The sequence below is a fragment of the uncultured Sphingomonas sp. genome (assembly GCF_964237155.1).
Lineage (GTDB): Bacteria > Pseudomonadota > Alphaproteobacteria > Sphingomonadales > Sphingomonadaceae > Sphingomonas.
The window spans coordinates 1-23,230 of sequence record NZ_CAXSHH010000030.1; the positions used below are offsets into that span (position 1 = coordinate 1).

Genomic DNA, 23,230 nt, shown 5'->3' on the forward strand with positions numbered 1-23,230 from the left:
GGCGCTGGCCGCCTCGTACCTGGCGGCCGAGCCACTGGCGCCGCTCGCCCGCCTGCTCCTGGTCCGCGGCGACCGCGGCGCGGCGCGGCTGTGCGCGGCGGCGTTCGGGCTGCTGCCCATGCTGGTGCTGACGGCGGGCCAGCTGGCCGTCTTCCGGTCGATCGAGCGAGCGGCGGCGTCACCTGCGCTCCTCCATTTGTGGACCTATGCGGTCGCGACCGGCCCGGCGACGCTCCTCGCCTTCGCGGCGGGCCGGTCGCGCGGGACGCTGTGGTCGATCCGCGCCTATGCGGGGCATCTGTCCTGGTGGATCCTGATCACGGCGATGGCGGCGGCCGGAACGGGCGCCGCGTCCGTGCCGATGCAGGCGGTGCTTATGATGCTGCCCTCGGTCCTGCCGGGCGTGACCGGGTTCCTGCTGGCACTCGCCGATCCGCGCGCGGTGCGGACGGTCCGGCTGTAGCGGCGGTCGCACCGCGCGCGAGTTGACTTGGGCGGCGTTTGCGCGCTTTCGGCGCGGCGGGCCGAAGGGTAACTGCTTGTCGATCAACGTGGAAACGACCGACAGACCGGTGACGCCCGGCTTCCTGTTCCTGCAAGGCCCGCACGGTTTCTTCTTTCCCCGGCTGGGCGCGGTGCTCGCGGCGCGCGGGGCGAGGGTGCGGCGCATCAACTTGACGGGCGGGGATCAGGCCACCTGGCCGGGCCAGTGCTGCTACCGGGGCACGGCCGCCGGGTGGCCCGGCTACGTGCGGGCGTTCCTCGCCCGGGAGCGGATTACCGACCTCGTCGTCCATGGCGACTGCCGCCCCTATCACGAGGTCGCCATCGCTGCGGCGCGCGCGGCGGGCGCGCGCGTGCACGTGTTCGAGGAAGGGTACCTGCGCCCCGACTGGATCACGCTGGAGCGCGACGGCGTCAACGGCCGATCGACCATGCCGGCCGATCCCGCCTGGTTCCGCGCGCGGGCCGCGGCGCTGCCGCCGCCGCCGCCCGCCCCGACGATACCGCCCCATGCGGCAGCCCGGCGCTGGGGCGCGTTCTTCTATTACGCGCAGACGACGCTCAGGCGCTGGGGCTTTCCGTTCGGCCCCGATCACCGGGTGCGCCACCCGATCTGGGAGGGGCTGAGCTATCTCGCCAAGTTCCGCCGCGCGCATGCCGAGCGGGCGGACAGCGCGCGCGCGTTCGAGCGGCTGGCGGACCGCCCGTTCATGCTGTTTCCGCTCCAGCTTGACAGCGATTACCAGATGCGGGCGCATTCGCCCTTCGGCGGGACGCGGGCGGCGGCGCGGTTCGTGTTGGAGAGTTTCCGCGCCCACGCGCCCGCCGATCTGGTACTGGTCGTCAAAGAGCATCCGCTCGATAGCGGGCTGATCAGGTGGCGTCCGGTGTTCGAGGCATTCGCGGACGAGTTCGAGCTCGACGGACGGTTGCTGTTCGTCGAACACGGCGACCTGCAGGCGCTGGTGGAGGCGTCGCGCGGCATGGTGACGGTGAACAGCACTAGCGGCACCACGGCGCTGGCGGCGGGCAAGCCCGTCGCCGTGCTCGGCCGCGCGGTGTACGACATCGATAAGCTAACCGACCGGCGGTCGCTGGATGCGTTCTGGAGCGCACCGACGCCGCCCGACCCCGCGTTGTTCGACGCCTTCTCGCGCGTGCTCGCCGACCGCTGCCTGATCCGCGGCGCGTTCCTGGGCGATCTGTCCGACAGGATGCTGGCGGCGGCGGCGGATCGCCTGCTCGCCGGATGCGAGGCCGAGCCGTGACCCGGACGGCGGGACCCGAGATCGTGCTCGACCTGTCGCGGCTGGTGTCGCGCCTCCGCCATGCGACGCCGACGGGCGTCGATCGCGTCGAGATGGCCTACGCCGCCGGCCTGTTGCGGCGCGTGCCCGACCGGCTGGCCTTCGGCGCGCTCCATCCCGTGCTGGGCTATGGCCGCATCCCGCGCGTCTCGGCGGAGCGGTTCCTGGCGGAGACCGAGCGGCGGTGGGAGGGCGCGTCGGCGGCCGGCCGCCCGAACGGCGCGGCGGTGGCGGCCGCGCTGGCGTTGACCCGGCCGCGGCCCGTGCCGCGCGGGGGGGGGGCGCGCGTGCTGGTCCAGAGCTCGCCGCACCATCTCGACCGGCCGGGCGTCGTCCGGCGGATCCTGGCGCGGGAGCAGGCGCGGTACCTTGTGCTGCTGCACGACCTGATCCCCATCCAATTTCCCGAATATGCGCGCCCCGGCGGCCTGGCGACGCATCTCGCGCGGGTGCGCACGGTCGCGGCGCTCGCGGACGGTGTGGTCGCCAACTCGGCGGCGACCTGGGCGGCGTTCGCGCCATATCTGGTGGAGGCGGGGCGCCGGCCGGCGTCGGCGGTCGCGCTGCTCGGGACCGAGCGTCCGCCGCCGGTCGCGCCGGCGGCGTCCGGGGGGCGGCCCTATTTCGTGTGCCTGGGGACGATCGAGCCGCGCAAGAACCACCTGCTGCTGCTCCATGCCTGGCGGCGGATGGCCGAAGAGCTGGGTGCGGCCGCGACCCCCAGGCTCCTGATCCTCGGCCGCCGCGGGTGGGAGAACGAGCAGGTCGTCGACCTGCTCGAACGGTCGCCCGCGCTGGCCGGCTGCGTCGAGGAGCATGCCCACCTGCCCGACCGCGAGGTCAGGCGGCTCGTCGCGGGCGCGCGCGCCGTGCTGCTACCGTCCTTTGCCGAAGGGTTCGGGATGCCGGTGCCCGAGGCGCTGGCGCTCGGTGTTCCCGTGATCTGCAGCGACCTGCCCGCGCTCCGGGAAGCGGGCGGCGGCGTGCCGCTCCATCTCGACCCGCTGGACGGGCCTGCCTGGATGCGCGCGGTGCTGGACATGACGGGCCCCCGGAGCGCGGAGCGGGCGGCGCAGCTGGAACGGCTGGCGGGCTGGACACCGCCGGGCTGGGGGGACCACCTGGACGCCGTGCTGGGCCTCGCCGACCGGATCGCCTAGTCTACGGGGAGGAAGCGTCGCCCCTCGCGTAAGCCACGCCGCAGCAGGTGCGCGAGCAGGTCGGGTTCGCCCGCTAGATCGGGATTATGCGCCAGGTAGGCGATCGGATCGAACAGCGGGCCGGTCGCCAGCGCGTTCGCCGCGCCGATCCGCAGGTAATGCGCGATCGGCGCTTCGTCCGGAGCACCGTCCAGATGCGCGCGGCGGTACCAGGCGGAGTCGAAGAACGGGTTGGGCGCATGATCGGCGGGGATGCCGACCGCTAGGAAATGACGCGACGCATCGCCCGGGCGGATGCCCTGCCCGGCGGCGTACCAGCGGCCCAGGAACAGCCCCGACCGGGCGAGCCGCCGCCGTCGTCCGAGCCGCCACGGCGCGGAACCGTCCGGCCCCCAGCGGAGCGCGCCCGACGCCGCCGCCGCGCCGTCGGCCCGCAGGCGGGCGCGGTGGGAGGCCTCGCCCAACTCGAGGCGCGACAGGTGGAACCGCGCGGTTTCGCGGCTGATCGGGATCACGTCGGGAGTCGAGTCTTCGGGCAAGGCGGGCACGGTTCCAAGGGGTTGGGGGGAGTAGGCTTGCCTCGCTCCGGGCGGCTCTCTAGCTAGCAGCCGCATGAAACCCGGGCGAGCGCGAAGCTAATATGTCCGCCGCACGCGAACGACCCGGCGACCGTCTGCCGATCCCGCTGGACCCGTTCGGCTTCGATCCCGAGGCCGCGAGCGGCGTGGCGGGGCTGCGCGGAGGCGACCGACCGACCGATCCCGCCTACGTCTTCCATACGCCCTATCTCGCCGCCCCATCGTCCGAGCTGCGGTTCGAGGGGCGCTTGCGCGGCCTGGAGGCACGCGGAGGGACGATCATCGTCCTCGTCCACATGGAGGTTCCCGGCGGCACCGCGCCGCCGCGCGTCGTCGCCCGGCTGCGCCTGGACCTGCGTCACCTGACGCGCAAGGAGGGCCGGTTCGCGGTCCGGTGCATGGGGCTGCCCGGCGCGGGCTACGCCGTGCTGGCGCGGCTGTCGCGCGGTGCGGCGGCGCGGGCGGACGCGCTGGACCTCGCGCTCCTGCCCGAAGGCCGCTCGCACCTCGCGCCCGACCCGTCGTTGTTCGTCGTGGAGCCGGACGATCCGATCGCGGCGCTGCATTCGACCGCGCCCGCCGTTTTCGCGGACCCCGTGTCGCAGATGTGCACCGCCGCCCAGTTCGACGAGCCCGCCTATCTCGCCTGGCGCGACCGGCTGCGCGAGGACCGGAGCCTCCACCGCAAGCAGTGGGAGTTCCTGTTCATCCTCCAGGCGCTTGGGCGTCACGGCCTGCTGCGGCCCGGCATGCGCGGGTTGGGGTTCGGCGTCGGCCACGAGCCGCTGCCCGCCGCCATGGCCGCGATGGGAGTCGCATCGGTCGCGACCGACCTGCAGGCGGACGCCGCCGACGCCGCCATCTGGCGCGACACGGGACAGCATGTGGACGGGCTCGACCAGCTGCGCCGGCCCGACCTGTGCGACGATGCCGTGTTGGATCGGCTGGTGCGGTTCCGGCCCGCCGACATGCGCAGCATCCCGCCCGACCTGAGGAATTTCGATTTCACCTGGTCGTCATGCGCGTTGGAGCATCTGGGATCGATCGAGGCGGGCTTGCGGTTCGTCGAGGACTCGGTCGCGTGCCTGCGGCCCGGCGGCGTCGCCGTCCACACCACGGAGTTCAACCTGTCATCGAACGACCGCACGCTGGACGGCGCGGGCACCGTGCTGTTCCGCCGCCGCGACCTGGAGCGGCTGGCGCTCCGCCTGATCGCCGCGGGCCACGACGTCGCGCCCATCAAGCTCGATCCCGGGGGCGAGCCCGTCGACCGCCATCTCGACATGCCTCCCTACGGCGATCCGCACCTCAAGCTGGCGTTGGGCGGGTATGCGACCACCTCGTTCGGCATCATCGTCCGCGCGGGCGGCCATGCGGACCCGCCCGCCCTTTCCAGCGAGGCGGCGGACCGGTAGGGGCCGGACCCGAGCCGCCCCATCCCGACACGAGCCCGACCGCATGGCGTACATCATCCCCCGACCGCGCGCGCCGTCGCTCATCGGCGGCCTGCGCAAGCAGAAGCGGGTGATCGCCGCGCTGCTGCTGCGCGAGCTCCACACACGCTACGGCCGCGAGAATGTCGGCTATCTGTGGCTGATCGGCGAGCCGTTGATCCTGGCGGGCATCATGGCGCTGCTTCACCATTCGGGTCCGACCGAATACGGGTCGGATATCAAGCCGCTGCCCTTCACCGTGCTCGGCTACACGATCTTCATCATGTTCCGCGGCATCGTCAACCGGTCGAGCGGCGCGCTCGAGGCGAACGCGCCGCTGCTGTACCACCGCATGGTCACGGTGTTCGACATCACCACCGCGCGCGCGCTGCTGGAGGCGGCGGGGACTTTCCTCGCCTTTTCGGTGCTGATGACGCTGGTCGTCGGGCTGGGGCTGGCGGAGCCGCCCGCGCGCCCGCTTTGTCTCGCCGGGGCGTTGGCGCTCATGTTCTGGTATTCCTGGGCGCATTCCCTGATCATCACCGCCGCTTCGTACAACAACCGCACGGTCGAACGGCTAGTCCATCCCTATTCCTATTTCATGATCCCGCTGTCGGCGTCCTTTTATCAGGTGGAATGGATTCCCGGCCCGTACCGCCACTGGCTGCTGTGGATACCGCTGCCGCATATCTTCGAGCTCGCGCGCTACGGCCAGTTCGAAAGCGCGACGTTGCGATATTTCGATCCGCTCTATATCGTCGGGTCCTGCGCCGTCCTCACCTGGGCCGGGCTGCTGACGCTCAGGGTCTACCGGTCCAAAATCCACCTGAACTGACCAACCCGAACCTGGGGCGTCCGCGCGACGGGGTTCTCGCCATCAACGGGTTTACGCCATGAACATGTACGGCATCATCGAGCCCAACGTCCCCGACGCGCCCGAGCGGCCGTCGCCGGTCCGGCGGCTCGGCCGCCGGCTGCGGCGGAGCCGGTTCTTCATCCTGGTGGTGCTGTTGCCCGCGGCGCTGCTCGCCGGCTATCTGTTCGGGTTCGCGTCCGACCAGTATTACAGCGAGGCGCATTTCCTGGTGCGCACCGCCGATCCGCAGCCGACGCCCGGCATCGGCGTCAGCCAGGCGCTTAGCAGCGTCACGGGCCTGAGCTCCGCGCAGGGTGACGCGATGAGCATCGCCGACTACCTCACGTCGCACGACGGGGTGCGCGAGCTGCGGCGGAGCAGCCGCCTGGTGGAGCGTTTCGCGCGCGCGGACGTGGATTTCCTGAGCCGCCTGCGCGAAGCGGACCCGACGCCCGAACGGCTGCTGCGTTATTACCGGCGGCAGGTGGACGTAGACTATAATACGGAGACGGGCCTAACCACGCTGGCCGTGCGCAGCTTCCGGCCCGCCGACTCCTTCGAGCTCGTGCGCGACCTCCTCCGCCTGGGCGAGAAGCGCGTGAACGAACTCAACGCCCGCAGCTACGGCGACGCGCTGGCGACCGCGCGCCGCCAGCTGGGCGAGGCGGAGGATGAGCTCGCGCGCAACCAGGTGCGGACCACCGCCTTCCGCCAGACGCGCGGCGATATCGACCCGCAGGCGTCGGGAGAGGCGCAGATCGGCCTGGTCGCCACGCTGACCGGGCAATTGGCGGGCGCGCGCGCGCAACTCGCGTCCATGAATGGGCTGATCAGCCCGTCGAGCCCGCAATACCGGGCGGTCGCGGCGCGGGTCGCCGCGCTCGGCGCGCAGGTGGCGCAGCAGTCGGGTCGGCTCACCGGCTCGCGCTCGGCGATCGCGGCGGACATCGGCGATTACGAGGAGCTGAAGCTGCGCCAGCAGTTCCTGGCCAAGCGCTACGACGCCGCCGCCACCGCGGTCCAGCGCGCGCGCGAGCAGGCGCTCCGCCAGCAGCTCTATGTGGTGCGGGTGGTGGAGCCCAACATGCCCGTCAAGTCGCTCTATCCCCAACGCTGGCGCATGTTCGGGACTGCGCTGGTCGCGCTGTTGCTGATCTATTCGATCGGCTGGTTGCTTGTCGCGGGCGTCCGCGAACACGCCGCCTGAGGGAGGTCGCACGCGCGCGCGATCTGCGCGGCGATGTCCGTCCATCGCCGCGCCCGAAACGTCCGGGCGATCAGCGCCTCGCGGCCCGTACGCCAGGCGTCGTCGAACGCGGCGCGCTCGACCGCCGCCGTCAGCGCCTCGGCCGAGCCGGTCTCGAAGTACGAGGCCAGCTCCCCGCCCGCCTCCGTTAGCGCGCTGTTGGCGGCGACGACGGGCACCCGCCCATGCGCGAGCGACTCCGTCACCGGCAGGCCCCAACCTTCGTAGGCGCTGGGATAGACCGTGAACAGGCAATCCCGGTAGAGCGCCTCCAGCTCGCCGTCGGCGACGTCATGGCGTACCGTCACCAGCTCCGCGAGCCCGGGACGGCCGCGCAGATCGGCCAGGATCGCCTCCGCCCGATCGGTGGTCCGGCCGACGCAGACGAGGCGGGGGGTTCCGCGCCCATGCCCCTGCGCCAGACGGCTCCAGGCCGCGAACGCGAGACGGTGATTCTTCCGGTCCTCGAACGTCGAGACCATCAGCGCGAAGCCGGGGTCTGCGGCCGCCCGGCGGCCGCCCGGCGCTGCGACCTCGCCGAACGTCGCGTCCAGGCGTACGACCTCGATCCGGTCCGCAGGGATCACGGCGGCCGTGGCGGCCGAAACGCGAACGAGGTCCGCCCTGGTGTTGGACGAGTTCGCGAAGCAGCGGTCGGCGACCGCCGCGATTCCGGCGATCCACCGCGCGAACGCCGCCCCGGTGCGCTCGTCCGACATGGCGGGCTCGACCAGCGGAATCACGTCGTGGATGAAGGGCATGAAGGCGATCCCGCAGGATCGCTTGAGCGCGGCGATCGCCTCGAAATAGCCGTCCTGGAACCAGGACGCTCCGAGGTTGACGAGCGTCGAGCCCGCCACCGCGCACGCCGCGCGCCGGACGCTGAGCGCACCGAACAGGTCGGAGCGGATGTTCGCCGCGTCGGCCGACCCGGTCCCCGCCGCAAACCCGACGAGCGACGCCAGTTCGTCCCGCTCCAGTTCAACCCATTGCCCGCGGCGCGGCGCGTAGACCCAAGGCACCCATCCGCCGGCCCCCGTCACCCCGTCCAGCGCGGCGGCGACGCTCGCCTGGACGCGCTGGATGCCGCTCACCGTTTCGAAGCGGGCGAGGTGCTCGACCAGGTCGCTCACGTCGAGGACCAGCCGCGGACCTTCCGTTGTAGCAGGCTCCTCGTCCCCGCGTGACAGTTCATCCGCGATCGCCTCCCAATCGAAGGAACGGCCCAGCTTCGCGGCGGTCAGCGCGCTTACCTGCTCGCCGGCCACCGACACGTTGACGAACAAGTGTCGCTGCGCCGGATCAAAATCCGGGCGCGTCATCGCCGTCAGGTGCAGCCGGGCCGCCAGGTCGCCGCGACGCAGCGCTTTGGCGGCTTCGCCGAGCAGCAACAGCGGCTCGCTCCGCTCCCGCCGCAGGCGCGCCGCGTGCGCGTAGGCGACGACCGCTCGCCGCCCATGCCCGCCACCGGACAACGCGTGCCCCAGCTGGATCCAGATATGATCAAGCGACGGGTCGATCCGCAGCGCCCGCCCATATGCCCACGCGGCCGCCGCCAAGTCGCGGTCTCGGGCCTCGTCGCCCAGGCGGATCAGCCGGCGCACCCGCCAGCGCCCGAGCGCCCCCATCTTCAGAAGCGGAAGCTTCCCAGGAAGAGGTCGGGCGCATCCGCCCGGTTGCGGACGTCGAGCGGCCCCGGCGACAACTCGTCCGAGATGCTGAACGAGCGCCCGCTCCGGCGCGCGAACGAGACCTCCACCACCTGCGGGACGGGTACGCCGCACACGATCGCCAGATCGCCGTAGTTGTTGCCGTGGATGTGGAAGCACTGGTGCGTCGCGTAGAGGCCGCCGATGACGCGCGCCCAGGTCCGCCGGAATCCGTCATCGTGCAGGTGATCGAGCCAGTGAAGCTCCATCACGACCTGGTCGAACCGAGCGAGGTATCCCTCGTCGAGACAGGCCAGCGCCTGCCATTCCGCACCCTCGATATCGCACTTCAGGATCAGGTCGGACCGGTCGGCGTCGCCGTTCTCCCGGATCAGCGTGTCGAGGCGGCGGAGCTCCGGCCAGTCGTCGGTATCGCCCAGGCCGATCCGGTTGAAACGGAACAGCGGGTGCCTCGACGGAGGCGCGTCAACCGTGTGGTCGTACTGGTGAATGGTCGCCCCGCGGTTCGCGGCCATGTCGATGTCCCAGGAGACGTCCGGGCCGACGCCGATCGAGTAGCAGACCGGGCCGGGCGCGATGTCGTCGATCATCACATATCCGCCGTCGCCCGCGCCGCCGACGCGCAGCTTGGCGGTGCCGTTGACCCGCATGGGGGTCAATTGCGAGAGCGACGACCGGATGGCTTGCTGTACGTCCACGAAACTTCCCTGTTATGCGCGGGGGCGGTCAGGTCCGCGCGGCCGTCCCGCCCCGTCGCATCCGCGAGCGCGACAGGCAAGCCGATCAGATCGTCGAACAACGCGGGCACCAGCCTGCTCCAGGCCGGCCAAGCAAAGGTCGCGAGCTCGTCGCGGGCGGCGGCGTAGACGTCCGCGTCCTCCAGGCGGAGCAGCGCGCGGACCAGCGCGGCGGCGTCCTCGAAATACGCTCCGTGCCCGCCCAGCACCTCGCGCGCGATCGGCGTGTCGAGCACCACGACCGGCCTGCCCGACATCGCCGCCTCGATCATCGGTAACCCGAATCCCTCGGCGATCGACGCGAAGACGAGCGCGTGCGATCGGAGATAAGCATAGGCGAGATCGAAATCGTCGAGGCCGCTCAACCAGAAGAGCTTCGTCTCCTTGAAGGGCGACGAGTCGATGTGATCGACGATCTCCTTCTCCATCCAGCCAGGACGGCCGATGATGACGAGGTCGCGCGGGTAGCCCGCCGCCCACATCGCCTCCAGGCACCGGACGACCGGCATGTGGCCTTTCTTAGGCTCGACGGAGCCGACCATCAGCAGCGGCGCGGGCCCGGCCCCGGCGAGCGCCCGCCGCGCCGCCGCGTCGCTCGTGTGTAGCCCGAGGCGGTTTTCGAGAATGCGCGCCGCGACGGCCGTCGACACCAGCGGCTGAAAGCCGTTATGGGCGACGGCCGTCGGCGGCAATGGTAGGCCGCGCCGCGCCGCGAACGCCTCGAGATCGGTCTTGGTGACGTTCGACACGCAGAGCAGGCGATTCGCATAGCCGATCGCCTGAAGAACCGCGGCCGCGAAGCCATAACGCCACGGCGCGTTGTAGAATTGCTTCCACGCGATCGGCAGGACGTCGTGGACGAGGACCACCACCTTGCACCCGGACGCCTTTATATCCCGGTAGAGCTGCGGATCGTTGTCGTGCCAGTAGGACGGGCAGAATAGGACGTCCCCCGCGCCCGGCCGGATCAGGTGCGGCGGGTCGCCCGCGTGCCCGCGCTTGCGCTTGGCATCCTTATCGAAGGCGGTCGACGCCGCCGCCGCCGCGACCAGCGCGGCGGGCGGGTCCTCGCCCGGAACGGGCCGGCAAAGCCAGACGCCGTTCGCGGTCGGCACGACCGGGATCACCTCGTGCCCGGTGGCCTCCGCCCAGCGATATCCTTCCTCGATATATCGAAGCACGACCCGAGGAATGCCGGTCGGTTGCCGGCCGAAATCGATGAGGGTGCAGTCGATGAGGATGCGGGCCAAGCGTGGAACTCCGGAACTTCGACGGTCAGCGCATCTCGAAGGAGCGGAAATAAGACCGGAACGGTCCCGCGGTGCCCGCTTGGGCGACATCCATCACTTCCAGCAACGACGCGAAGTCGCTGGGAACGCGCGCTCCCCGTTCCGGGTCCGTACGCCACCGGAACCGGCCGTCGATGCGCTCGACCTGGGTCAGCGCCTCGCCCGCGAACAGCCCCGGCGCCAGCTCGGCCGAGCGGCGATAAGCCGCGAGCGCCGGACCGATCCGCCCCATGCGCTTGAACAGGTGCCCGATATTCAGCTGCAGGTCGGCGTCGTCGCCGAGTTCGGCCTCAGCACGGCGATAGGCGGCCAGGGCCCCCTCGAGATCCCCGTCCTCCTTACTCGCATGCCCGAGCTGGACCCAGATCGCACCGTCTTCGGGATGCTGGTCCAGATGCGCCTGGTAAGATTCGACCGCGCCGAGCCAATCGCCCCGGTCGCGCGCCGCGTCGCCCCGGTCGCGCAGGCTCGACGCCAGTAGCCCGCGCAGCCTGGCCGTCGTCGCCTGCCAACCGTCAACCATGTTCGCTCTCCGTCCAAGCGAGCCCGACCGGATCGCGGGCCGACGTCCGCCACGCCGTCGCCTGCGCGCTATCCAAAGCCTGCGGCGTTGGCAATCGCAGTCGGCGCGCGACGGCGCTTCGAGTCCGCATCCCGCCGACGGTCGCCGTCACTGGCCGGAGATCGCCCGCGCGGTGACGAAGGGCGAGAAGAGCTGGTTCAGGATGCCGACCGCCTTGGCGGTCCGGTTGATCGGCGCGTTGCTGACATAAAGCACGTCCCGGTTGCGCATCGGGAAACGCTGGGCGAGGAAATAGCTGGCGGGCCGTAGAAGGTCGACGCGGTAGATTGTGGGCGTGTCCGCCGCCGCGCCCGGAACGGGCGTCGCGCCCGCCTCCGACGCGGCATAGCGGAATAAGAACACCGAGCGCGGATCGGCGGTGTTGTCGTTGGGGCCGCCCGCCCGCGCGATCGCCTCCGCCAGCGTCACGTCCGACTGGTCGAACCCGACCTGCGAGACGCGGTTGCTGGCGCCCAGCACCACATAGCTCTGCGGCTGCTGGATCAGCTGGATGCGGTCGCCGGCGACCAGCACCAGGTCGTCGGGCGCCCCCGCGAAGATGCGGTCCAGCCGCTCCTCCACCGTGCGGCCGGCGCGCGTGAAGCGGACCACCATGTCCTGCGTCCGCGACACGGTACCGCCCGCCGTCGCGACCGCGTCCAGCAACCGTTCCTGTTGCAACGTCAGCGCGATCCGCCCCGACCGGCGGACGTCGCCCGACACGAACACCGTCTCGCTCAGATTTTCGCGCACCGCCACCAGCACCTGGGGCAGCTGCGACTTGCCCCGGTACGCGCGCTCGACGAGCGACTGGACTTCGCGCGGGGTGCGTCCGGCGACTTGCAGCTGTTCGGTGAAGGGCAGCTTGATCGTGCCGCCCGCGTCGACCACGACCGCGGGGAAGATCTCGGCGCGCGCCGACGGGTCGAACAGCTCGCCCGTCATGCGCGCGCCGCCGAACAGGCTGACGCCGACCTCATAGACCCTGATCTCGAGCACGTCGCCCACGCCGATCAGGCCGCCCCGGCCGTCGACCGCGAGCGACGCCAGCGTCGGGTTGCGCGCGTCGGCCGCCGCCTCCACGGCGACCGCGTCCACCATCGCCTGCGCGTCGAGGTCGACGATCCGCGCGGCGGTGGCGTCGGCGCGCGCGCCGCGGACGATCTGGTTGGCGGTCGGCCCGCTCGACGGCAGCGACGCGCACGCGCCGAGCAGGCAAGCCGATGCGGCGGCTAGGAGGAGCGGCGGGGCGGAACGCGATCCAATGGACATGGCGGGAATGCGGCCTAGAAGGGGCGGAGGACGGAAAGCTGGAGGACACGGATCCGGAGGCGGGGGCTCAGGCGGCGAGCATCTGCAGCCGGTGATGGACCTCGTTGGCCTCGTCGATCGTGTCGAAGAACACCAGCGTCCCGCCATAAACGACCGCGCCTCGACGGCAATACTGCTTCAGCGTACCCGGATCGTGCGACACCATGATCAGAGTCGCGTTATCACGCCGGTGGAGCAGCGCCTCCTCGCAGCGGATGCGGAAACGCTCGTCGCCGGCGCCGGTGATCTCGTCCACCAGGTAGCATTCGAAATCGATCGCCAGGGAGATCCCGAACGCCAGGCGCGCGCCCATGCCCGCCGAATAGGTCTGTACCGGCTGGTGGAGATAGGGGCCGAGCTGCGCGAAGTCCTCGACGTAATCGACCACGTGCTTTTCCGGCTGGTCGTAAATGCGCGCTATGAAGCGCGCATTGTCCGCGCCCGTCAGGCTCGCCTGGAAGCAGCTGGCGTAGCCGATCGGCCAGGAGGTCGACATGGTGCGGGTGATCCGGCCGCCCGTGGGATGCTCGACGCCCGCCAGCATCCGCATCAGCGTCGACTTGCCCGCGCCGTTCGCGCCGCAGATGCCGATGCTCTCGCCGCGCTCGATCGTGAAGTTCAGGTCGGAGAAGACGAGCCGCTCGAATTTGCGGAGCCTGTACGTCTTGGATACGTTCTCGAAACGGATCATCCGGCCCTCGCGCCCCGCTTTCCGGCGTCAGTCGCCAAGCCCGAAGATAGGCCATGACCATCGTTTCGCGCAACCGCCCGCTCCTGATGGACGCCCGCATGCTCGGGACGGACGGAGCCGCGGGCGTAACCGGGGTGGCGACCTACGCGCGCTCGCTGCGGGCGGCGCAGCGGTCGATCGACCCGACGGCGGGGCTGTTGTCGAGTCCGCCCTCGACCGGACCGGCCGCCGCCTACGGCCGCGCGCTTCGCGCGGCGCTTCCGCTCGGCGCGCGCGCGCGTCCGGACGCGGCGGGGTGGGCGGTCGCCGACCTCTTCCAGACGGCGCACATTCATTTCACGCTCCATCGCCGTCTGCTGTCCGTACGGGTGCCCGGTCCGGCGGGGCTGATCCATTGGAGCTATCCGGTGCCGCTCCGGCTTGCGGGCTGGCGCAACCTGTATACGGTGCACGATGCGATCCCGCTGCTGCATCCCGAACTGACGCAGATCGGGCGCGACCGCCACGAACGCGTGCTGCGGCGCATCCTGGTGACGGCCGACCGCATCGTCACGGTATCGGCGGCGGCGCGCGGGGACATCGTGCAAGCGCTCGGTTGCGATCCGGCGCTCGTGGTCGACTGCTCCCAGCCGGTCGACGTCGCGGTCGGACGGGCGCGCGACGCGCCGTTCGGGCTCGCGCGGGACGGCTATCTCCTGGTGTGCGGGACGGTGGAGCCGCGCAAGAACGTCGCGCGGCTGCTGCGCGCCTACCGCGCGAGCGGGACGGGGATGCCGCTGGTGGTGGCGGGGCCGGACGGCTGGCGGGCGGATGCGTCGGCGGCGCTGATAGCGGAGACGCCCGGCGTGCGGCGGGTGGCATCGGTCGACCGCGATGCGATGTCCGCGCTGATCGCGGGCGCGCGCGCGTTGTTGATGCCGTCGCTCGCCGAGGGCTTCGGGCTACCGGTCGCAGAGGCGATGGCGCTGGGCGTCCCTGTGTTGACATCGGCCCGGGGCGCGCTCGCCGAGACGGCGGGCGCCGCCGCGCTACTCGTCGATCCGGAAGACGAGGGGATGATCGCGCGCGGGATCGCGGAGCTGGCGACCGACGACGCCTCGTGCGCACGGCTGGCGGCGCGCGGGGCGGAGCGGGCGCGGCGCTTCTCGCCCGAGGCGTTCGCGCGCCAGCTCGGCGCGCTTTATGCGACTGTGTTTGCCCAAGGGCCCGATCGCGCCTAGTCCGCCGGTCTTTCGCGATGGAGCGATGCGGGCGCGTGCGGATCGGAATCGACGGGTATAATCTGGCCATGCCGGCGGGAACGGGGGTCGCGACCTATGGGCTGACGCTCGCCCGGACGCTGGCGGCGGGCGGGCACGCAACCTGCGGCGTGTTCGGCCTTGATGTCGGGGACGAGCCGGCCGCCCGCGAGGTCGCGTTCTTCGACCAGGTCGGCCGGGGCGAGCCGACCGACAAGACGCAGCAGCTGCAGCGCCGCGAGCGCCGCGCGCTGCAGCGCCGGGCGCTTAACCCGTGGGCGGCGGCGGCGGCCGTGGACGTTCCCCTGACGGGCCGGGTCGAGGTCGCCGCCTTCGCCGATCGCCTCCCCCGCTTCGACAGGGTGGTCAGCAGTCCCCGCCTCTACGACCTCGCCCACCGCCATTTCGGGCTCCACGGCCGCTTCGTCACGGTGAGCATGGCCGACCCGCCCGACGTGATGCATTGGACCTACCCCGTCCCCGTGACGCTCGCAGGCGCGCGCAACATCTACACGCTGCACGACCTAGTGCCGATGCGCCTCCCCTATACGACGCTCGATGCCAAGGCGCTGTACGCTCGGCTGGTGGCGCGGTGCGCCGCCCGCGGATCGCATGTCTGCACCGTGTCGGAGGCGAGCCGACGCGACATAACGGAGCTGCTGGGGATAAAGCCGGACAAGGTGACCAACTGCCACCAGGCGTCTCCGACGCCCGCCGCCGTGCTCGCCGAGACCGACGAAGCCTCCGCCGAGGCGGTCAGGGGCGTGTTCGGCCTCGCGCCGCAAGGCTATTTCCTGTTCTTCGGCGCGATCGAGCCCAAAAAGAACATCGGTCGGTTGATCGAGGCCTATCTGGGCCTTGGCACCGACACGCCGCTGGTGATCGTCGGCGCGCGCGCCTGGCAGAGCGAGGGCGAGCTGCACCTGCTGTCGCAGGCCGAGACGTTGCGCGAGCGGAGCGGACGCGGCCATGTCGTGCGGCTCGACTATCTTCCCCGCGCGCTGCTCCTCAAGCTCGTCCGGTCGGCGCGCGCGGTCGCGTTTCCGTCGCTGTATGAAGGGTTCGGGCTGCCCGTGCTGGAAGCGATGCAGCTCGGCACGCCGGTGCTCACGTCTGACACGAGCTCGATGCCCGAAATCGCGGGCGACGCAGCGGTGATCGTCGATCCGTATGACGTCGGCTCGATCGCCGACGGGCTCCGAATGCTCGACGGGGACGCGGCCCTGCGCGACCGATTGGCGCGGGCGGGTCCGGCGCGCGCCGAGCGGTTCTCGCAAGCCAAGTACCTGGCGCGGCTGGAGGCCATGTACCGGCGGGTCGTGGACGGAAGCGCGGAGGCGGCGTGAGCGGGCCGGGTCGGATCGAGGCGGGGGCGATAGAGGCGGGGGCGGTCGGCGAGCTAGCGCTCGACCCGTTCGGCTTTCACCGCGGCCTGGCCAGCCGCATCGGCGGGCTCGGCGGAAACGTGCCCGGCCATGATCCCATCTACGCCTTCCACACCCCCTATGTCGCGGCGGCGCGGGGGCCGGCGCGCTTCCGGATCCGCTTTCAGGGCCTCAGCGCGCGGCGCGGCGTGCTGGTGCTGCGCATCCACATGCTGCCCGACGAGCCGAGCGCGGCGGCGCGGCTGGTCAACAGCGCGCGCATCCAGCTCAACCGCCTCGTTCAGAACGGCGGCGAGGCCGAGATCGGGTTTGAGGGATTCCGCGGCTTCACCTTCGCCGTGATGGGCCAGGTGCCCGACGACACCGACGCCCGGGCGGCCTGCCTGGAGGTGACGCTCGACCGGCCCGCCGATCCGGCCGAGCTCGCCGATATGGCACCCGAGGATATCGACGGCACACGCTTCGGCAGCGACGCGCTGCGCCCGGTCGCGCACCTGCTCTCCGCCGAGCCGCCGTCGCTCGCCGCGCCGGTGTCGCAGCCCTGCACCGCACGGCAGATGCGCGAGCCGGTCTGGGCGGAGTGGTGCCGGGCGCTAAGACTGGAGGCATCCCCCGATCCCGCGCGCTGGCCGACCGTATACACGCTGCAGACTTTGCGGGTCTATGCGATGCTGGAGCCGGGTGCGCGCGGGCTGCTGCTCGGCGGCGACCGCGCGCTCGCCGCCGCGCTGCGGGCGCGCGGCCACGACATCGCCGAGGCGTTGGCGGCGGACGCCGGTGCGGCCGATGCCGACTACCTATGCGGGATGGCGGGCCTGCGCGACGGCGGCGCGATCGGGGACATGATCACGTCGGTCAAGGCGTCGCTGGGCCGACTTCGTCCCGGCGGGCTCGCGATCCACCTGCTTCCGCTCGAGGTGGAGCCCGGGATCGACGGCGCGTTCCGCCGCGCCGACCTGGAGCGGCTCGCCTTGACGCTGATCTCGCGTCGGCACGAGGTCGCGCGGTTCAAGACCGGCCGCGCGGTCGCGCTGGGCGGGACGGGCGTCGCCCCGTTCGGGCTGATGGTGCGTCGCGCCCGTTCCCCGCTCTGAACGAGGCGGGCCGGCTCATCTTCCGGCCGTTCCGGTCGGCACCACGGGCCTGGCCTTGACCACCCGGTCGATCGCGACGAGGTCCGCGAGCAACGGCGCGATCCAGTCGAGCGGCAGCATCACCGGTCCGTCGGACGGCGCGCGGTCGGGGTCGTCGTGCGCCTCGGCGAAGACCGCCGCCACGCCCGCCGCGACCGCCGCGCGCGCGAGCAGGGGGGCGAAACGGCGGTCGCCCCCGGACGAGCCCCCCTGCGCGCCGGGCGCCTGCGTCGAATGGGTCGCATCGAACATGACCGGGTAGCCGGTGTCCGCCATAATCGGCAGCGCGCGCATATCGCTGACCAGCATGTTGTAGCCGAAGCTTGCGCCCCGCTCGGTCAGGATTATCCGCCGGTTGCCGGTGGCGGCGATCTTGTCGGCCACCGCCGCCATGTCCCAGGGTGCGAGGAACTGCCCCTTCTTCACGTTGACCGCGGCGCCCGTCCGTCCGGCGGCGAGCAGCAGATCGGTCTGGCGCGACAGGAACGCCGGAATCTGGAGGATGTCGACGGCCTGCGCGGCGGCGGCCGCCTGATCCGGCAGATGCACGTCGGTCAGCACGGGGCATCCAAGCGCCGAGCGCACGTCGGCTAGAATGCGCAGGCCCTCGTCGACGCCGATCCCGCGCGCGCCGGACAGCGAGGTGCGATTGGCCTTGTCGAACGACGCCTTGAACACGAACGGGACGCCCACCGCGCGCGCGTCGCGGGCCAGGCGATCGGCGAGCCGGAGCGCGTGATCCCGCCTTTCGAGCTGGCACGGTCCCGATACCAGTACGAACGGCAGCGTCCGGCCGAAGCGCACCTCGCCAATCGTTACGATCATGTCGGGAACGGTCGGGGTGGGTGACATCGCGAGTCGCCTGGATTGCCTGTCCTGGACGCGTCAGCGGCTGATCCGCCCCGCAGATCCGCCACCCTATAATCGATCGGCGGACCGGTCGGGTCGGTCCAGGACGCGGCCGGCCAGCTGGCCGGCCGGTCGAGCCGAACTAGAAGTGGAAGATCACACCGGCGGAGGGGCGAATATTCTGGAGGTCGAACGTCGACACTTCAAGACGGAGGCGGACGCCCGAGTTACCGGTAAGACCGCCCAGGCCGATATCCTTCGGCCCGACTTCGACGCCCAGGCCGTAGGAGATGCCGTCGTCTTCGCGGTCGCCGTTGGAGCGCTCGTCGGTCTCGATCCACTGATAGCCGACCTTGCCATAGATCAACCCGCTGTCACCGGCGCGCAGACCCGCGCGGCCATAGACGCCGTACTCGTAGTCGATGCCCTTGAAGCCCTTGGCGACGTTACCCTCGGCGCCGATGAAAAAAGCGGCGACGGGGATGTTGACGCCGGCCACGGCCTCGACGAAGCCGCCGTCCGGGCAGCCGGAGCGCCCGTTGCAGTTCGTCGTCAACGGGCCGTCATTGTCGCTGTCGAAGTCGTTGTAGCCGCCCATCAAGCCGACATAAGGCTCGATTCCAAAAGCGGGCGTGCCGTCGGGCGCGGTGTCGGTCTGCGCATAAGCGGGGGCCGCGAACAAGGTCGCCGCCGCGGCGGCCAAGGTCAGGTATCGCATGGTCAGTCACTCCGAAGCTCGCCGACGGGATTTCCCGCGCCGGCCGTGGCAAATTCGTCGTTCGCTCTAGTAGAACACATAGTCATCCGAATTGTGGCGTCGCGGCGAAGAAATGCCGATCCTGTTGCGCCGAAGTCACAGGGGCTGGGTCGACGCTCGAACGGAACAAGTGAGCGTTCACGGCCTCAAGACTCGCCCGACGTTTCGGCGTGCGTCGTCGAGGCTGCGCGTGACGTCCGCCGGAGTGCGCTCGTCACGGTCGACCGGGAGATCGGCGCGGCGTACCCGCTCGACCGTGAACCGACCGAGCAACGGCGCGAGCGCGCGGGTAAAGCGCGCGTCCCCGACCCTAACGGGCGAGACGAGCGGCACCGCGTCGTAGCTCGGCGGTGCGCGCCGGGGATCGGGGATCGGGGAGCGTGACGAGGTCCAGCGCGGCGATTCGCCCGTCGAACGAAACGGCGGAGATCACGTCCGCCGACCCGTCGGCGATCGCGCGGTGCACGAAGGTCGGGTCGTACGACCGCGCGTCCGCGAAGCAACCCGTTGAAGCTCTCGTCTAGCCGTTCTCCCAGGGCGAGCCGGGCGCGATGTGAAGCGTCTTCACGTCGATTTCGCCCAGCCCCTTCTGGACGGCGGTTGCGATGAACCCGCTGCCGTCGTCCGACCTGATATGCGCTGGCGGACCCCGCTCGATGAACACACCGGCAAGCGCCGCCAACGCGTCCTCACGGTCGAGCCGGCGAGTTACGATCAGCGTCAGCGGAGCACGGCGACGCGCGGCTGGCCTCGTCGATGATGGTGAAGATGCGGAACCCGTCGTTCAGCCGGAGCCGCCCACGCTTCGGCGGCTTTTGAGGTACTTTCAGGCCCTCGCGCCGCCAGATCCGCCCCACACGCTTGTGATTCATCGACCTGCCGGCCGCATGCAGCGACGCGGTCACCCGGCGGTAGCCGTAGCGCCCGTACCACCCCGCCAGCGCGACGATGTCCTTGGTCAGCGCCTGCTCGTCGTCTGGCCGGCAGGACGATGAGACCATTCGGCTGCTACGTTCCGAAGACCTGCACCGCTGGAATACCGGTGAGATCATCATGAAGCCGCGCTATCCGTGGGAGTTCGTCCAGATGGGTAATTGCGGATCGTCGATCGAAATCGACGAGGGGTGGCTCGTGTTCACGCACGGAGTCGGCTTAGTACGGGGTTATCGCGTCGGTGCGTGTTTGCTCGACAAAGCCGATCCCACCAAAGGTGCTGGCGTGAATGCCATCGCCGCCGCTGTTTCCAAACGGCGAACAGCGGGGCGGCTACGTCCCGAATATCACCTGCGGTCGCGGCGCGCTGCTCCACAAGCGTTGCGTGCTGCTGCCACACGCGATCGCCGACGAGTACTCCGCTTGTGCGGTCGGTCGCGTCGACGGCATACTGTCCGTGGTGCGCCAGCCTATCAAACTTCTCAGCATACGCTGGAGGACGCGCGCCCTCAGTCGAAGCTTCGTCGGCATTGGAAAGTGGCCTTCCAAGCGCCGAGGATCTGCCATGAACGAGTGTCCAAAATAATGCAGCGCAATGATCGTCCTGAATGTCTGAGTATGGGTCAATCAGTTCCCACTGCCGCGCCGTTGGCATAAAGGATATCAGCGGTCCGCCCATCCCTTTTGCCTCCGAACCAGCGCTGAAGCGCCGCCGCGAACAGCGGGTCTCTAGGTGCCGCTTTGGAGAACAGGGTGAGCGAGGAGCGGAGCTTGGCCGCATCGACGGAGCCGAACACCGCCTCAGCGGTGGTGCCGACGAGATCCTGGAGGACGGCCACGCACTCCCGGTACCTGGCCCCGAGCAGCGGATGGGCGAGATAGGCCTGCGCTTCGTCCAGCGAGCGGATCGCATAGCGGCGTGACATGTCGCTCGATCCAAGTCCGGCCACCTGAGGAAAGATGAACCACATCCAGTGGCGCGCCTTACGGCCTCGGCCCAGCTCTGCCAGCGCACGCGCGTAAGCTCCCTCCTGCGCAGCGACAAAGCGCTCGAGGTCAAACGGATCGGCATCGGTGGCGCTCGTCATGCGAACACATCTAAGGTGCGCTTTCCGCGGCCGCCAAGTGCCCGGATTGGATATTAGGTTGGTTGATCCAGGTCCCCCGAAGGGGGGCGGACATGGCGGGCCGATTGCGGCGGGCCACGACCGGGAGCATTGATCTGCCGTGACACTGCTGGACCGCCTCGGAGTGACGATCCCGATCGTGCGGGCGCCGATGGTGGGCGTGTCCACGCCGGAGCTGGCCGCAGCCGTGTCGAACGCGGGCGGATTGGGCTCGATCGCCGTTGGCGCAACCGACGCGGCCGGTGCCCGCGCAATGATCGGAGCGACGCGCGCACGCACGGATCGCGCGTTCAACGTCAACCTGTTCGTCCACGCGACCGCCGAGGCGGACCTTGCACGCGAGCGGGCGTGGCTGGCCGCATTGCGTCCCTTGTTCGAGCGCTTCAGAGCGGAGCCCCCGGCGGGGCTGCGGACGATCTACAAGAGCTTAGCCCACGACGACGAGATGCTGGCAATGCTGGTGGAGACGGCCCCGCCAGTGGTCAGCTTCCACTTCGGCTTGCCCGACGCGGACCGGATCGCGGCCTTGAGGCGGGCCGGCTGCGTCCTGCTCGCCACCGCGACAAGCCCGGCCGAGGCGCGCGCGGTCGAGGCGGCAGGCGTCGACATTGTCGTGGTGCAGGGCTGGGAGGCAGGCGGGCACCGGGGCGTGTTCGACCCTCGCGCGCCCGATGATCGACTCGGCGCGATGGCGCTGACACGCCTCCTGGTTGTGAACTCGGCGCTGCCGGTCATCGCGGCGGGTGGCATCATGGATGGGGCGGGTGTCCGGGCGGTGCTCGCGCTGGGCGCCGTCGCCGCCCAGCTCGGCACCGCGTTCATCGCCTGCCCGGAAAGCGGCGCGGACGAGGCGTACCGCGCGGCGCTCCGCGGCTCGGGCGCGAGCCGCACGGTGATGACCAGCGTGATCTCCGGCCGGCCTGCCCGTTGCCTGGCGAACCGGTTTACCGACTGGGAGGCGAGCGCGCCGGGCAAGGCGCCCGACTACCCGATCGCCTATGACGCCGGTAAAGCGCTGGATGCCGCCGCGAAGGCGGCCGGCGAGCACGGGTTTGGCGCCCAGTGGGCCGGGCAGGGCGCGCCGCTCATCCGCGCGATGCCGGCCGCCGATCTTGTGGTGCTGCTCTGGCATGAGATAGGACAGCCGGATCGAGCGATGATCCGGTAGGGTCGCGGTGTTACGTCGGAGCGGCCGCTCAGCATCGATCCGAGCCTTGGTTAGTATGCTTCCGCGCTGTTCAGCAGCTCCCGCGGATTGCTTAAAGTGACCATTACAGCGTGATGAACAGACGTCTGCTTCCGGGGAGCTCTGAAGCGCGACGGAACGTCCGGTTGTGATGAGGTGGACCCCCCGACGGCATTGATGTGCCAGAGTGGAAGTGTTGAACACCACTAAAGGAGGTGTCCGTGTCAGTGGTTACCACGATCGGTCTGGACATCGCCAAGAATATTTTCCACGCGCACGGAGCGGATGCGAGCGGGCGTGCCGTGTTCAGCCGGCGGCTCACGCGCGGCAAGCTGCTGGACTTCTTTGTATCGCACCCGCGCTGCCTGGTGGCGTTGGAGGCGTGTGGCGGCGCGCATCACTGGGCACGCGAGCTGCGGGCGATGGGGCATGAGGTCCGGCTGATCCCGCCGGCGTACGTGAAGCCCTATGTAGACCCGCACAAGAACGATGCGGTGGATGCCGAGGCAATCTGCGAGGCGGCGCAGCGCCCGAGCATGCGCTTTGTGGCGGTAAAGACCGAGGAACAGCAGGCCTCGGCACTGGTGTTTCGCACGCGCGACCGGGCGGTGAAGCAGCGCACCCAGCTCGGCGATGCGATCCGCAGGTATCTGGCCGAGTATGGCTGGGTTGCGCCGAAGGGATCGGCTCACCTCGCAATGTTGGCGGACCTGCTCGATGGCGGGGAGATCGGCGAGATACTGCCTGAGGCTGCGCGGTCCATGTTCGCGATGATGGTCGATATGCTGGCTGGGCTCGACGAGCGGATCGCGTCGCTGGACAAGGAGATTGCGCGTCGCGCCCGCGAGGACGAAGTAGCGCGCCGCCTGATGACGATTCCCGGCATCGGTCGATCACCGCGACCGCCATTGCGGCGATCGTGCCTCCGGCCGAGACGTTCGCCAAGAGTCGCGACTTCGCTGCCTGGTTGGGGTTGGTACGAAAGCAGGCGTCGACCGGCGGCAAGCAGAAGCTGGGTGCGATCTCCAAAATGGGAGAGCGAACGCTCAGGCGGCTGCTCATCATCGGCAGCAGCGCGGTCGTGCTCCAGGCAAGCAAGCGCGGAGCGCCAGCTGGTTCATGGCTTGAAGGCACGCTCGCCAGAAAGCCGCGCATGCTGGTCACGGTCGCGCAGATGGCGCGCACCTTTTGGGCATTGCTGGTGAGGCAGGAAGATTACAGAGCTCCGGTCGCAGTCACGGCGTAAGCCGAGGCGGGCCAGAGGCGTCGGAGGGCGCA

21 protein-coding genes and 2 pseudogenes are annotated in these 23,230 nt (G+C 70.4%); 11 read left to right on the top strand and 12 right to left on the bottom strand.

Annotated elements, in window-relative coordinates; genetic code table 11:
* From ACFE71_RS08520 to ACFE71_RS08530, 3 genes are all read left to right on the top strand, one after another.
* A partial coding sequence (locus ACFE71_RS08520) for a hypothetical protein (protein WP_375428373.1) occupies positions 1–463 on the top strand: 463 nt, incomplete at its 5' end.
* A gap of 76 nt (positions 464–539) precedes the next feature.
* On the top strand, positions 540–1,772 hold the full coding sequence (locus tag ACFE71_RS08525) for a capsule biosynthesis protein (RefSeq protein WP_375428374.1): 1,233 nt from the start codon (positions 540–542) through the stop codon (positions 1,770–1,772).
* Positions 1,754–2,971, top strand: a complete 1,218-nt coding sequence (locus ACFE71_RS08530; protein WP_375428375.1) for a glycosyltransferase family 4 protein — start codon at positions 1,754–1,756, stop codon at positions 2,969–2,971. The genes ACFE71_RS08525 and ACFE71_RS08530 overlap by 19 nt, the downstream gene beginning before the upstream one ends.
* Here the strand turns inward: ACFE71_RS08530 and ACFE71_RS08535 are convergent.
* Entirely contained in the window at positions 2,968–3,510 is a 543-nt protein-coding gene (locus ACFE71_RS08535; protein ID WP_375428376.1) for a hypothetical protein, read from the bottom strand. The genes ACFE71_RS08530 and ACFE71_RS08535 overlap by 4 nt on opposite strands.
* A gap of 101 nt (positions 3,511–3,611) precedes the next feature.
* Here ACFE71_RS08535 and ACFE71_RS08540 point away from each other — a divergent pair, with 101 nt between their 5' ends.
* The 3 genes from ACFE71_RS08540 to ACFE71_RS08550 are packed head-to-tail and all read left to right on the top strand — an operon-like array spanning position 3,612 to position 7,045.
* Positions 3,612–4,964, top strand: coding sequence for an SAM-dependent methyltransferase (locus tag ACFE71_RS08540; RefSeq protein WP_375428377.1), 1,353 nt, complete (start codon positions 3,612–3,614; stop codon positions 4,962–4,964).
* Between the two features lie 43 nt (positions 4,965–5,007).
* Positions 5,008–5,817 (top strand): ABC transporter permease, encoded by an 810-nt coding sequence (locus tag ACFE71_RS08545; RefSeq protein WP_375428378.1) that lies wholly within the window; start codon positions 5,008–5,010, stop codon positions 5,815–5,817.
* Positions 5,818–5,875: 58 nt separating this feature from the next.
* Positions 5,876–7,045, top strand: coding sequence for a lipopolysaccharide biosynthesis protein (locus tag ACFE71_RS08550; protein ID WP_375428379.1), 1,170 nt, complete (start codon positions 5,876–5,878; stop codon positions 7,043–7,045).
* Here the strand turns inward: ACFE71_RS08550 and ACFE71_RS08555 are convergent.
* The 6 genes from ACFE71_RS08555 to ACFE71_RS08580 all read right to left on the bottom strand — a co-directional run bounded on the left by ACFE71_RS08555 (position 6,994) and on the right by ACFE71_RS08580 (position 13,344).
* Positions 6,994–8,712 carry a glycosyltransferase gene (locus tag ACFE71_RS08555; RefSeq protein WP_375428380.1) on the bottom strand — a complete coding sequence of 573 codons (1,719 nt, stop codon included), beginning with the start codon at positions 8,710–8,712 and terminating at the stop codon, positions 6,994–6,996. The genes ACFE71_RS08550 and ACFE71_RS08555 overlap by 52 nt on opposite strands.
* Positions 8,713–8,714: 2 nt before the next feature.
* Positions 8,715–9,452 (bottom strand): hypothetical protein, encoded by a 738-nt coding sequence (locus ACFE71_RS08560; protein WP_375428381.1) that lies wholly within the window; start codon positions 9,450–9,452, stop codon positions 8,715–8,717.
* Positions 9,410–10,741, bottom strand: coding sequence for a glycosyltransferase family 4 protein (locus tag ACFE71_RS08565; protein ID WP_375428382.1), 1,332 nt, complete (start codon positions 10,739–10,741; stop codon positions 9,410–9,412). The genes ACFE71_RS08560 and ACFE71_RS08565 overlap by 43 nt, the downstream gene beginning before the upstream one ends.
* Positions 10,742–10,766: 25 nt before the next feature.
* Positions 10,767–11,303: a BTAD domain-containing putative transcriptional regulator gene (locus tag ACFE71_RS08570; RefSeq protein ID WP_375428383.1), complete on the bottom strand. Its 537-nt coding sequence runs from the start codon at positions 11,301–11,303 to the stop codon at positions 10,767–10,769.
* Between the two features lie 147 nt (positions 11,304–11,450).
* Entirely contained in the window at positions 11,451–12,614 is a 1,164-nt protein-coding gene (locus ACFE71_RS08575) for a polysaccharide biosynthesis/export family protein (RefSeq protein ID WP_375428384.1), read from the bottom strand.
* A 67-nt stretch (positions 12,615–12,681) separates the two neighbouring features.
* Complete coding sequence (locus ACFE71_RS08580; protein ID WP_375428385.1) at positions 12,682–13,344, bottom strand: ABC transporter ATP-binding protein; 663 nt, start codon at positions 13,342–13,344, stop codon at positions 12,682–12,684.
* A gap of 53 nt (positions 13,345–13,397) precedes the next feature.
* Here ACFE71_RS08580 and ACFE71_RS08585 point away from each other — a divergent pair, with 53 nt between their 5' ends.
* From ACFE71_RS08585 to ACFE71_RS08595, 3 genes are read left to right on the top strand one after another with little or no spacing between them, the layout of a single operon-like run.
* Positions 13,398–14,564 (top strand): glycosyltransferase family 4 protein, encoded by a 1,167-nt coding sequence (locus ACFE71_RS08585; protein ID WP_375428386.1) that lies wholly within the window; start codon positions 13,398–13,400, stop codon positions 14,562–14,564.
* A 35-nt stretch (positions 14,565–14,599) separates the two neighbouring features.
* Positions 14,600–15,928, top strand: coding sequence for a glycosyltransferase family 4 protein (locus tag ACFE71_RS08590; protein ID WP_375428387.1), 1,329 nt, complete (start codon positions 14,600–14,602; stop codon positions 15,926–15,928).
* Complete coding sequence (locus tag ACFE71_RS08595) at positions 15,925–17,061, top strand: hypothetical protein (protein ID WP_375428388.1); 1,137 nt, start codon at positions 15,925–15,927, stop codon at positions 17,059–17,061. The genes ACFE71_RS08590 and ACFE71_RS08595 overlap by 4 nt, the downstream gene beginning before the upstream one ends.
* A gap of 15 nt (positions 17,062–17,076) precedes the next feature.
* Here ACFE71_RS08595 and kdsA read toward each other — a convergent pair whose 3' ends face one another.
* The 5 genes and pseudogenes from kdsA to ACFE71_RS08620 all read right to left on the bottom strand — a co-directional run bounded on the left by kdsA (position 17,077) and on the right by ACFE71_RS08620 (position 20,727).
* Positions 17,077–17,952 carry a 3-deoxy-8-phosphooctulonate synthase gene (gene kdsA / locus ACFE71_RS08600; protein ID WP_375428389.1) on the bottom strand — a complete coding sequence of 292 codons (876 nt, stop codon included), beginning with the start codon at positions 17,950–17,952 and terminating at the stop codon, positions 17,077–17,079.
* A gap of 139 nt (positions 17,953–18,091) precedes the next feature.
* The gene (locus ACFE71_RS08605) at positions 18,092–18,667 is read right to left on the bottom strand and encodes an outer membrane beta-barrel protein (RefSeq protein WP_375428390.1); all 576 of its coding nucleotides are present in this window, start codon (positions 18,665–18,667) and stop codon (positions 18,092–18,094) included.
* A gap of 349 nt (positions 18,668–19,016) precedes the next feature.
* The gene (locus ACFE71_RS08610; RefSeq protein ID WP_375428399.1) at positions 19,017–19,172 is read right to left on the bottom strand and encodes a hypothetical protein; all 156 of its coding nucleotides are present in this window, start codon (positions 19,170–19,172) and stop codon (positions 19,017–19,019) included.
* Positions 19,173–19,200: 28 nt separating this feature from the next.
* Positions 19,201–19,683, bottom strand: a pseudogene (locus ACFE71_RS08615) (IS3 family transposase); the annotation flags it as partial.
* Positions 19,684–20,262: 579 nt separating this feature from the next.
* Positions 20,263–20,727 carry a DUF1810 domain-containing protein gene (locus ACFE71_RS08620; RefSeq protein ID WP_375428391.1) on the bottom strand — a complete coding sequence of 155 codons (465 nt, stop codon included), beginning with the start codon at positions 20,725–20,727 and terminating at the stop codon, positions 20,263–20,265.
* Positions 20,728–20,866: 139 nt separating this feature from the next.
* On the opposite strand from ACFE71_RS08620, the gene ACFE71_RS08625 reads away from it, so the two are divergent.
* Complete coding sequence (locus tag ACFE71_RS08625) at positions 20,867–21,934, top strand: NAD(P)H-dependent flavin oxidoreductase (RefSeq protein ID WP_375428392.1); 1,068 nt, start codon at positions 20,867–20,869, stop codon at positions 21,932–21,934.
* A gap of 239 nt (positions 21,935–22,173) precedes the next feature.
* Positions 22,174–23,198: pseudogene (locus tag ACFE71_RS08630) on the top strand (IS110 family transposase).
* Positions 23,199–23,230: the final 32 nt, after the last annotated feature.

Bases quoted from the DNA above. Each gene is read 5' to 3' on its own strand.
- ACFE71_RS08530 (WP_375428375.1), top strand. From the start codon at position 1,754: ATGCGAGGCCGAGCCGTGACCCGGACGGCGGGACCCGAGATCGTGCTC.
- ACFE71_RS08540 (WP_375428377.1), top strand. From the start codon at position 3,612: ATGTCCGCCGCACGCGAACGACCCGGCGACCGTCTGCCGATCCCGCTG.
- ACFE71_RS08545 (WP_375428378.1), top strand. From the start codon at position 5,008: ATGGCGTACATCATCCCCCGACCGCGCGCGCCGTCGCTCATCGGCGGC.
- ACFE71_RS08550 (WP_375428379.1), top strand. From the start codon at position 5,876: ATGAACATGTACGGCATCATCGAGCCCAACGTCCCCGACGCGCCCGAG.
- ACFE71_RS08555 (WP_375428380.1), bottom strand. From the start codon at position 8,712: ATGGGGGCGCTCGGGCGCTGGCGGGTGCGCCGGCTGATCCGCCTGGGC.
- ACFE71_RS08570 (WP_375428383.1), bottom strand. From the start codon at position 11,303: ATGGTTGACGGTTGGCAGGCGACGACGGCCAGGCTGCGCGGGCTACTG.
- ACFE71_RS08575 (WP_375428384.1), bottom strand. From the start codon at position 12,614: ATGTCCATTGGATCGCGTTCCGCCCCGCCGCTCCTCCTAGCCGCCGCA.
- ACFE71_RS08580 (WP_375428385.1), bottom strand. From the start codon at position 13,344: ATGATCCGTTTCGAGAACGTATCCAAGACGTACAGGCTCCGCAAATTC.
- ACFE71_RS08585 (WP_375428386.1), top strand. From the start codon at position 13,398: ATGACCATCGTTTCGCGCAACCGCCCGCTCCTGATGGACGCCCGCATG.
- kdsA (WP_375428389.1), bottom strand. From the start codon at position 17,952: ATGTCACCCACCCCGACCGTTCCCGACATGATCGTAACGATTGGCGAG.
- ACFE71_RS08605 (WP_375428390.1), bottom strand. From the start codon at position 18,667: ATGCGATACCTGACCTTGGCCGCCGCGGCGGCGACCTTGTTCGCGGCC.
- ACFE71_RS08620 (WP_375428391.1), bottom strand. From the start codon at position 20,727: ATGACGAGCGCCACCGATGCCGATCCGTTTGACCTCGAGCGCTTTGTC.